8 protein-coding genes are annotated in these 9,335 nt (G+C 49.9%); 2 read left to right on the top strand and 6 right to left on the bottom strand.

All coding sequences use genetic code 11. The features are described from left to right. Position 1 precedes the first annotated feature (1 nt). Entirely contained in the window at positions 2 to 1,150 is a 1,149-nt protein-coding gene (locus CBP31_RS03515) for a GNAT family N-acetyltransferase (RefSeq protein ID WP_087034890.1), read from the bottom strand. Positions 1,151 to 1,931: 781 nt separating this feature from the next. Beyond that, positions 1,932 to 2,264 carry a GIY-YIG nuclease family protein gene (locus CBP31_RS03510; protein ID WP_227875125.1) on the bottom strand — a complete coding sequence of 111 codons (333 nt, stop codon included), beginning with the start codon at positions 2,262 to 2,264 and terminating at the stop codon, positions 1,932 to 1,934. A 493-nt stretch (positions 2,265 to 2,757) separates the two neighbouring features. On the opposite strand from CBP31_RS03510, the gene tesB reads away from it, so the two are divergent. Together tesB and ung are read left to right on the top strand one after the other, a co-directional pair. Beyond that, positions 2,758 to 3,621, top strand: coding sequence for an acyl-CoA thioesterase II (gene tesB, locus CBP31_RS03505; RefSeq protein WP_087034889.1), 864 nt, complete (start codon positions 2,758 to 2,760; stop codon positions 3,619 to 3,621). 236 nt (positions 3,622 to 3,857) lie between these two features. After that, positions 3,858 to 4,538 (top strand): uracil-DNA glycosylase, encoded by a 681-nt coding sequence (gene ung, locus CBP31_RS03500; protein ID WP_087034888.1) that lies wholly within the window; start codon positions 3,858 to 3,860, stop codon positions 4,536 to 4,538. Positions 4,539 to 4,788: 250 nt separating this feature from the next. Here the strand turns inward: ung and CBP31_RS03495 are convergent, their stop codons facing one another. The 4 genes from CBP31_RS03495 to CBP31_RS03480 form a co-directional block, all read right to left on the bottom strand. After that, positions 4,789 to 5,238 carry an REP-associated tyrosine transposase gene (locus CBP31_RS03495; RefSeq protein WP_087034887.1) on the bottom strand — a complete coding sequence of 150 codons (450 nt, stop codon included), beginning with the start codon at positions 5,236 to 5,238 and terminating at the stop codon, positions 4,789 to 4,791. A 417-nt stretch (positions 5,239 to 5,655) separates the two neighbouring features. Beyond that, complete coding sequence (locus CBP31_RS03490) at positions 5,656 to 7,800, bottom strand: YjbH domain-containing protein (RefSeq protein WP_087034886.1); 2,145 nt, start codon at positions 7,798 to 7,800, stop codon at positions 5,656 to 5,658. Continuing rightward, positions 7,800 to 8,594, bottom strand: coding sequence for a capsule biosynthesis GfcC D2 domain-containing protein (locus CBP31_RS03485; protein ID WP_087034885.1), 795 nt, complete (start codon positions 8,592 to 8,594; stop codon positions 7,800 to 7,802). The genes CBP31_RS03490 and CBP31_RS03485 overlap by 1 nt, the downstream gene beginning before the upstream one ends. Continuing rightward, complete coding sequence (locus CBP31_RS03480; protein ID WP_087034884.1) at positions 8,591 to 9,274, bottom strand: YjbF family lipoprotein; 684 nt, start codon at positions 9,272 to 9,274, stop codon at positions 8,591 to 8,593. Before CBP31_RS03480 ends, CBP31_RS03485 begins: the two co-directional genes overlap by 4 nt. Positions 9,275 to 9,335 lie beyond the last annotated feature (61 nt).

The raw sequence follows: 9,335 nt of genomic DNA, 5'->3' as shown, positions 1-9,335 counted from the left end.
CCTAATCCCCGCTCTTATACGGCAACTGTTGCCGGCATTGTGCCTGATATTGGTGCATCTGCAGTTCTTCCCGTCGGCAGTAGTCGGCAATGGCGTCATTGAAGCCCCGCTCGAATAGCTTGAAGTAGCCGTAGCAGAGACGGGGCTCAAAGCCGCGTTGCAGTTTGTGCTCGCCCTGAGCTCCGGCATCGAAGCGGGTTAGGCCGTGTTCGATACAGTATTCAATGCCTTGGTAATAGCAGGCCTCAAAGTGCAGAAATTCCAGCTCCTGTTCGCAGCCCCAGTAACGACCATAGAGAGTGTTGTGTGAGCGAAAACACAGGGCGCCAGCCACCATGGTCTGGTCTTGCCAGGCGGCAAACAGCACGCAGTGATCCCGGCAGTATTCGCCCCACAACAGCAGGGTTTTCTGGGAGAGGTAACCGTTATGACCGGCCCGTTTCTGGTAGGTGCGCCGATAAAATTGGTAGAACTGTTGCCAGACTTCTGGGGTGAGCGCATCGCCGCTCAGGGTGGTAAAACGGATGCCGCTATTCTGCACTCGGGCTCGCTCTTTCAGCAGGTTCTTGCGCTTGCGGGAGCTAAAGCGAGCAAGAAAATCGTCCATATGGCTATAGCCCCGGTTCAGCCAGTGAAACTGCACATTGACCCGCCGTTGCCAATTCTGGCGTTGTAACGGCTCTTCCAGATCGGGCTCGCAGAACAGGCACTGGTAGCCGCTGGCGCCTATGCGCTCGCTCAGGGCAAGCAGGCCCTGTTCAAACCAGGGCATAACCTGTACCGGCTGATAACCGGGTGCCAGCCCCAGTCTGGGGCCGGTGGCAGGAGTAAAGGGGATGGCGCAGACCAGCTTGGGATAGTAGTCCAGCTGGTGGCGCTGGTAGGCCTCGGCAAAGGCCCAGTCAAACAGGTATTCACCATAGGAGTGGGTCTTGATGTAGCAGGGCATGGCGGCAATCAGCCGTCCGTCCTGATACAGGCAGGCATGCTGCACCAGCCAGCCGGTGTCTTTGCCCAGGCTGCCGCCTTCCTCCAGCGCCCGCAAAAAACCGTGGCGAGTAAAGGGGTAGCCGTCGGTAAACAGCGCATCCCAGTGGTTGGCATTAATTTGAGTAATAGCGGGGATAAAAACCAATTCGGGGGAAGGCATAGCGACCTGCTTTATCAGTAAGATGGAGACCTAAAGTTTTTGCCACAACTCTTTACTGCGAGAAGCACGAAAGAATACGGGAAAATCGAGCTTACCTAAGATCGAAGCATGACTGAAGGCTTATGAGGGGCGATTGACCTTTCGCGGTTAAATATTGTTCGAATTAAACGCGTTTAGCCGACAACGCAGAAAGCACGACCCTTGTTTCTAAAGACCAACAGCGAGATCCTGATGGGCATCAGGATGACGACGTTACATCGCACACCGTCCTTTGCCGTCATACCGGGTTCGCCCCGGTATCTCGCTCTTTGCCTTAGAACCTAAAACGAGATCCTGATGTGCATCAGGATGACGGCTGAAATACAAATCACGCACGCTGCCGTCATACCGGACGTGCTCCGGTATCTCGCTCTTTGCCCTAGAACCTAAAGCGAGATCCTGACGTGCGTCAGGATGACGGCATAACATAGTACTCCGCCCTTTGCCGTCATACCGATACTGAATCAAGTTCAGCATGACGGCCTCGGTATCTCGTTCTTTGCTCTAGAACCTAAAGCGAGATCCTGACGTTCATCAGGATGACGGCATAAATACAAACATCGCTCTATGCCGTCATGCCGGACCTGCTCCGGTATCTCGCTCTTTGCTCTAAAACCTAAAACCTAAAACCTAAAACCTAAAACGAGATCCTGATGTTCATCAGGAAGACGGCATAGTGAGAGATCCTGACGTGCGTCAGGATGACGGCTGAAGGACGAGGTACGGATATGATATCTTTTTATTAACCACAGACATCATTCCAAAGATCCCGCCATTGAGGATTACTTTGTTCTATGAGCTCAACCTTCCAAGCTCTTCGCCAGTTTTTAAGCTGTTTCTCACGAGAAATCGCACTGTACATATCACTCAGCATTTCAAAGTAAACTAGCTTATTTACGTTGTAGCGCGCGGTAAAACCAGCTATGTCGTGATTTCGGTGTTGCCAAACTCGTTGCAGAAGATCACTAGTGACACCGATATACAGTACGCCTTGCGGCTTATTAGAAAGAATATAAACAGCGGGTGATTTAAGCATAGGAATAGTTGTTAATGGGTTTATAACGAGCTTAGCCATGTTTAGCCACAATGCTGTGCAAATTTTATCCGTTAAGGTGTAGCCCCACCTCGTTCCTTAAATACCCAAGCAAAGATCCTGACTTTCGTCAGGATGACGGCGGTCTTTTGTCATACCGGATTTACTCCGGTATCTCGCTCTTTGTCTTAGGTCATAAAAACGAGACCCTGACGTGCGTCAGGATGACGGCTGAAGTGCGAGTTCCTGACGTGCGTCAGGAAGACGGCATAAGGGCTAGGTTCGGATACGCTCTTTTTGCCGTCATACCGGGTTCGCCCCGGTATCTCGCTCTTTGCCTTAGAGCCTAAAACGAGATCCTGATGTACATCAGGATGAAGGCTGGAGTGCGAGATCCTGACGTTCGTCAGGATGACGGCTCTGGTATCTCGCTCTTCCGTGACAAGAAAGCCTTTGGTCTTTAAAGCAAACTAGGCTGGTAATATCGCCTTGTGATAACTTATAAGACTCGTTGCATAAACAGGTAGCAAAATTAATGAGTCAAGCATTAGATGAGTTGTTAGCCTTGCTGGCGCTGGAGCAGTTAGACGATGGCTTGTATCGTGGCCAAAGTACTGACTTAGGCTTTGGCGCTGTGTTTGGTGGTCAAGTGATGGGGCAGGCCTTAGCGGCGGCTAAATACACCTTGGCCACAGATCGTCCCGCCCATTCCTTTCACTCTTATTTCTTGCGCCCGGGTGATGTGAATAAACCCATTATTTACGACGTAGAAACCATCCGTGATGGCAAAACCACCTCCACGCGACGCGTGCAAGCCTTACAATATGGCAAACCCATTTTCTACATGACGGCGTCTTTTCAAGAGCCGGTGTCAGGCTTTGAGCATCAAGCGATGATGCCAGAAGTAGCGGGGCCAGAAGGTCTCACCTCTGAGAGCGAGCACATCAAAGCACTGGTGCAATACTTGCCGCCCAAGATCAGAGAAAAGTGGCTGTCGCCTAAGCCTATCGAAATGCGGCAAGTGAATTACGTGGATCCCATGCTGCCCGAAAAGGCCGAGCCGCTGCGCTATATTTGGCTTAAAGCCAACGGCGAGCTGCCCAATGACCCGCGCATTCACAAATATTTGCTGGCCTATGCTTCAGACTTTAACTTTTTACCCACGGCACTTATGCCCCATGGCCGTTCCTATTGGGAACGCGAGCTACAAGTAGCGACCATCGATCATTCGATGTGGTTTCATCAGGACTTTCGCTTCGACGACTGGATTTTATATGTCATGGAAAGCCCGCGCGCCATCGGTGGCCGAGGCCTAGTACAAGGCCGCTGTTACACCCGCGACGGCATACTTATCGCCAGCACCATGCAAGAAGGGATCATCCGGCCCCGAGGGGGCTAGTGTTGAGTTGTGAGTGTTGAATGGTCAGTTAAGAGCAAGTTCACAACCTAAACCTATTTTTGCCACGGAATACACGGAACAACACGGACGTAGGGCAATTACATAATAATAAATTTTATTTTGTAAGGTCTTACCCATAAAAATCTCTTGCGTTGGTCTTCATTTTTCCGTGCGTTTCCGTGTATTCCGTGGCGAAGAAATCTTTAAATGTTTATCTCAGCTCTCTAAGGATCCCAATGGCGTTAACCTGGCAGCAACTCATCGAACAAGAACAACAACAGGCTTACCTTCAGCAAACCCTAGAATTTGTTGAGCAAGAGCGGGCTGCGGGTAAGGTGATTTATCCGCCTGCTCTAGAGGTATTCAATGCCTTTGCCCTCACACCGCTTAACCAGGTTAAGGTGGTGATACTCGGCCAAGACCCTTATCACGGGCCTAACCAAGCCCATGGCTTGTGCTTTTCGGTATTGCCAGGCGTAAAGGTGCCACCCTCATTGCGTAATATGTACAAAGAATTGACCACTGATATAGAAGGCTTTGTTACGCCAGATCACGGCTACTTAACGGCGTGGGCCGAGCAGGGCGTCTTGATGATTAATACCGTGCTCACAGTAGCAGCAGGTAAGGCGCATTCTCATGCCAAGTTAGGTTGGGAGACCTTTACCGACAAGGTCATTCAAACGGTGAATGAGCAATGCGAAGGCGTGGTGTTTTTACTGTGGGGCAGTCACGCCCAGAAAAAGGGCGCGGCAATAGATACCGAGCGCCATCATATCCTCACCGCCGTTCACCCCAGCCCCTTATCCGCCTACCGCGGCTTTTTTGGCTGCCAACACTTTTCAAAAACCAACGCGCTGTTACAACAGCAAGGTAAAACACCGATTGAGTGGACTTTAAACCATTCCGCTTTCGGCTAAATGCGAGAGTTTGGCACCCAGATAGGCAAAGGACGCTTGTGTTGTAGGCGAACATTTGTTCTCGCGGTGTTGGGTCTGAGGGGCTTGGTGGCTAAATAGTTCCGCCCTTGGCGAAATGCGAGAGCAAGCGTTCGCCTACAAGGGCGATGTTAGTTTGAATGTACGCGCGGTTTAAACCATCCCGCCCTTGGCAAAATGCGAGAGTTTAGCGTTCGCCTACAAATAGCTTTTTATATCAATATTCGCCGTGTTATAGCCATATCGCATCCCAGAGTGGGTAATCGCCAACTTTGCTTACTAAGTTAGCTCTTAGTGGATTAGCCACTATATAGCGGGCAATTTGCTTTATGTCTTCCTCTTTTCGCAATGCATGCTCGTTAAACCCTTTTTGCCAAAGAGCACCTGTTCTCTGTAGGTGTCTATTCACCACCGAGGTTGTTCGGCCTTTAAAGCGTTTTAATACGCTAGATAAAGATGCCGTCTCGTTCAGTTGCATTAACCAATGTAGATGGTCTGGCATGATCACCCATGCCAGAGAATCAGCATATTTATAATCTTGGATGTATTTTAGCTCTTGCACCACCATGCGTCCCGTTCGTAATTGCCTAAATAACGGTGTGCGTTGATGAGTGCAAATGGTGATGTGATAGATTTGTAAAGGAATCGATATTCTACCGGTTAGGGCGTTGTGGTAGGTCATACATCATCCTTGAAGTTGGGCATGAGATGCCCATCAGTTTAGTTGTATTTTATCGGGGCAGGCGATTAGCCTAGACCAATATCGATTGTGTTGTAGGCGAACACTTGTTCTCGCGGTTTTATTTTGAATATGCGCGGCGGTTTAAATCGTTCCGCCCTTGGCGCAATGCGAGAGTGAACGTTCGCCTACAAGGGGTGTGTTGGTTTGAATATGCGCGGCGGTTTAAATCGTTCCGCCCTTGGCGAAATGCGAGAGCAAGCGTTCGCCTACAAAAGCGGCAAAGATGATCTTTTGGGCTTCACCGCCAATAAAAAGCCCCGAGTCATCTGATTCGGGGCTTTTTGATTTAACTTTCAGTTTTCTATGCGGTGTTTTAGGTCGTCCACTTTACTCTTAACACATCACACTTTACTGAATTTAAAGCCCATAATACGGCGCTCTAACATCGGCTAGGCCATAAAGGTTGTATCTGCGGCCTAGCATCTGGCCACCGTCTCGGGTGAGCGGAACCCAGTTGATATTCGCGCGGCTGGTGCTGGGGCTAAGCGTCATAATGTCGAATGGGATCGACAGATAAAAACCCTTATTAAAGCTGCCTTCACCAAAATCCTCGCTCGACACATTAGTGAAAGTGGCAAATGCGCCGGCAATAACACCGCTGTCAAACTTGTGCGAAATATCAAAAGTGGCACCTTTGTCACCGGCTAAATATTGGCCAGCATGCACTTGCAGCAGGGTGTTCTTCAGTCCAGGCATGTCGTAGTAGGCGCTCACGTGGCCGGTTTTAACAGAATAATCTAATAAACCCGTTTGGGAGTCATAGTCACGTTGCTTTACCCAGTTGGCGTTGGCACCCAGCGCCCAATTAGTATCGCTAGGGCGATACAAAACTTCACCCCCCACACCGGCAAACATCAGCTCTAAATAACCGCCGTAACCTTGGGCATACCAATTAGGTGCCACTCGATCCAGCCAAGTTAGCTGCAAGTTCTCCAGCCGCACTGGAGTATCTTTCACGTATTTTCGGATATCAGTACGCACCGGCGGTAACACCTGTACTTGGCCACGATACTCTTCATCCAACTTGTCGTAGTTATCTAGCAAGTTCACATATAAGGCAGCAGAAGCCAGCCAATGATCCGTTATGTTAGCTTCTACATCACCCAGCAAACCAATCTGATACATATAAAACGATTCTGGGCCACCAAACGACTGTTGCAATACCGGTGACACACCAAAGCGCAGCCGATTATTGGCCTCAGCCACCACAGTGGCGCTTTGGTAATTACCCGGTTCGTGCGTACTAAAAGCATCGCCTAGCTCAGCGCCCACATAAGCATTGTTGGCCGCCAAGCGCAGGGCGGGCATATCAAAGGTTTGCTCAATGAGCGGTAAACCTTTTTTCTGCTCAATTAAATGTACCGTTTCAATATCTGCGGGCACCTGATTAGCCAACAGCATGGCCGCGCGTTGTTGAGCTTCATCACGGTCACGATACTTACGCTGTTCGGCCTTAATAATCAGTTCATTATTCGTGCGATAAATCTCGGCATTTCTATAGCCCGCATTACTGGCTAAGTCTTGCTGCAAACGGCCCCAGTCGGCTTGCTCGGGTGCGAGAGTGAGCACGACATATTCTTGGTTTACATCAACACTTTCGTCAGACGTAAACGCATATTCAGGAGGGGGCACGTCGTTCCAACTTGGCGTAAGCTCGTTAAAGTTAGTGCGCATAGTAATGCCTAAATTGAGCGTATTACCACGCTCTAGGCCGGCATGCACATCTAGCCAATCAAAGGCTCTGTATACGGCGCCCACGTTAATCGGTGAGTCTACGTCTAGCGTGCCGGCTTTATCATTTACATAGTTGTTACTGTCATATTCCAGCTTCAAGCGCAGTGGTTGCCAAGGCGTTTGATACTCTACGCCACCAAACAAGGCGGCGGGGCCCTTAAACATTTTGTCAGCATCAAACTTGCCGCCACTGCCCGAGGTGCCTGTTGGGCGAGTGCAAAAGCCATCTGCCACTTCGCAAAACGGATTGCTGATATTACCGCGGGTGCCTAAATAGCCCCAGCCCATGCCTAAGGTAAAGTCTAAAGGGCCGACTCGCTTACTGGCCGCCAAAAACTCAGACGCGAATAAGCCAGTGCCCCCTAAGTCGCGCATGCCTAAGCTGAACTCCGGCAACCATTGGCGCTCTTTCAGTAATCTTACCTTGGCGTCCATGCCCTTATCTTTAAGGGTTTGGTCGCCACTAAAACTGTTATCTGGGCTATAAAGCCGTGTGCGCACATCCACATAGCGAAAGGTGGTTTCTAACCAAGGAAACAACTGCAAAGACAACGAATACCGCCGATATTGGTCGGTATCAAAATAGTTAAGGCTAAATTCACCTTCTTTGTTCATGCGGGCAGAAGGCATTTGCATCAACCCTGTGCCACCAAAGTCCGACTGCGACGGCATGGGCACAAAGGGCGTTAACGGTTCAGCAAAAGCAAGGGCAGGTAATACAGCCGCCATGGCTAACCCCAGGGCGCTGTAATGAAAAGGCTGTTTCATTAAATTTCTCGGTTGGCAAAAAGAGTCATAATGCGTTGGTTAAGGTTGGCAAATTGCGCCGGCAAGCTGGCAAAGCCCACATACAAAGTGGCCCCCGGTGCCACACCGACAAATACTGGGGCAAAGGGATCAACGGGGCTGCTCATCACTTGGCCATCGGGCTGAATAACCCAAATCTGCTGTTTTTCTGCCCCCGGCAGCAAGGTTAAGCGCCGGCCATAGTCATAAGCAAAACCACCGCCCACAAAAGGTCGTTTACCTGCTAAATGCACTAAGCCTTGAGTCCATACCACATTAGAACGGGGTGGCAAATGCAATTGGTAAGCGCCACTTAACAAGGGATTAAGGCGCGCCTGCAGCCGCACTTGATCAATATCCAGGTTGACTGGCTGGCGCGCCACTAAGGGCAGCGTTTTTAACTGCGCAATAAGCTCTACGCTACTGCGTAGCAAGCCATGCTTGCCTTGGCGAGCCCAGCGCTGGCCCAATACCTGTAAATCGGTGATCACCAAGGTGCGCTGAATTTCAAGACTTGCTTGTTCACTCGGCTTAGTTAACTGGCCCCAGCGAGCATCTAAGCCCGCGGCTTGTAATTGGCCTAACACTTGCTCCCAACGCACCGGCTGATTAAATTGCAGCTGCAAAGCGTCAGCGGTTGTCGGAGTGCGCACCACTATACTTACCCGATTGGTAGTTATAGGTTCTGCCGTGGCCGCTAACGGTGAGTTAAATAACAGGCTGGGTAATAACAAAGTAGAAAATAACGTAAAGATACTAATAGCTAGATGTTTCATGGTTGATAAGGCTTAAGTAAGGTAATTTCTACCGCCGGTAAACCCGGGCCAATAAACTGTTGGCTTTTAATCACGACACCCGTGTCGGCAGCTAACCAAAAGGTATTTTCTTGTTCAATATTCAGCTTAGGGTAAACCACTTGCTCACTAAATTTAATTAAGGTGACGGGCTCACCCAAAATGGACACTTGCTCTTGGCCACGATATTCAAAGCGAGATATCGCCTGATAGCCACTGTAATAACCCGGTTGCCAGTCGTGCTCTGTGCCCCAGCGCAGTAACTCATGCTTGCCTTGCTGCCATAATTGCAGCAACTGTGGCAAAGGATCTTGATTAATGTTGGCGGTATAGGTGAGATCGTGACTAAAGCCCAATGTGCGCACCAAGCGGCCATGCTGAGTGACTATCATGGTTTTATCTTGCGTCACCCACTTTAGCTCATCATTCTCGGCAAACGCCAAGGCCGATAACACGCGTGGGCCATCACCCCATTTAAACTGAATGGCGGCATAGGGTAGGGCAGTCACGTATTCTTTCGTGATAACCGCATCTTTATAGCCCACGGTTGCCACTCGCAAGGTGTGATTGATGTCGGCAGCTCTTTGGCTACAGGCCGTTAGCAATAACACAGCCGTTAAGGCTGCAGCCCGAGCAAGGCCTGCATAAAACGCGGTTTTCATAAATTTTACCAGCAAGAAAACAAGGCAAATAAAAAGGGGCTAGGCCCCTTAATTAATAGCG

Source organism: Oceanisphaera profunda (genome assembly GCF_002157895.1).
In the GTDB taxonomy this organism is placed as follows: domain Bacteria; phylum Pseudomonadota; class Gammaproteobacteria; order Enterobacterales; family Aeromonadaceae; genus Oceanimonas; species Oceanimonas profunda.
This window is presented reverse-complemented; position numbering and strand designations above follow the sequence as displayed.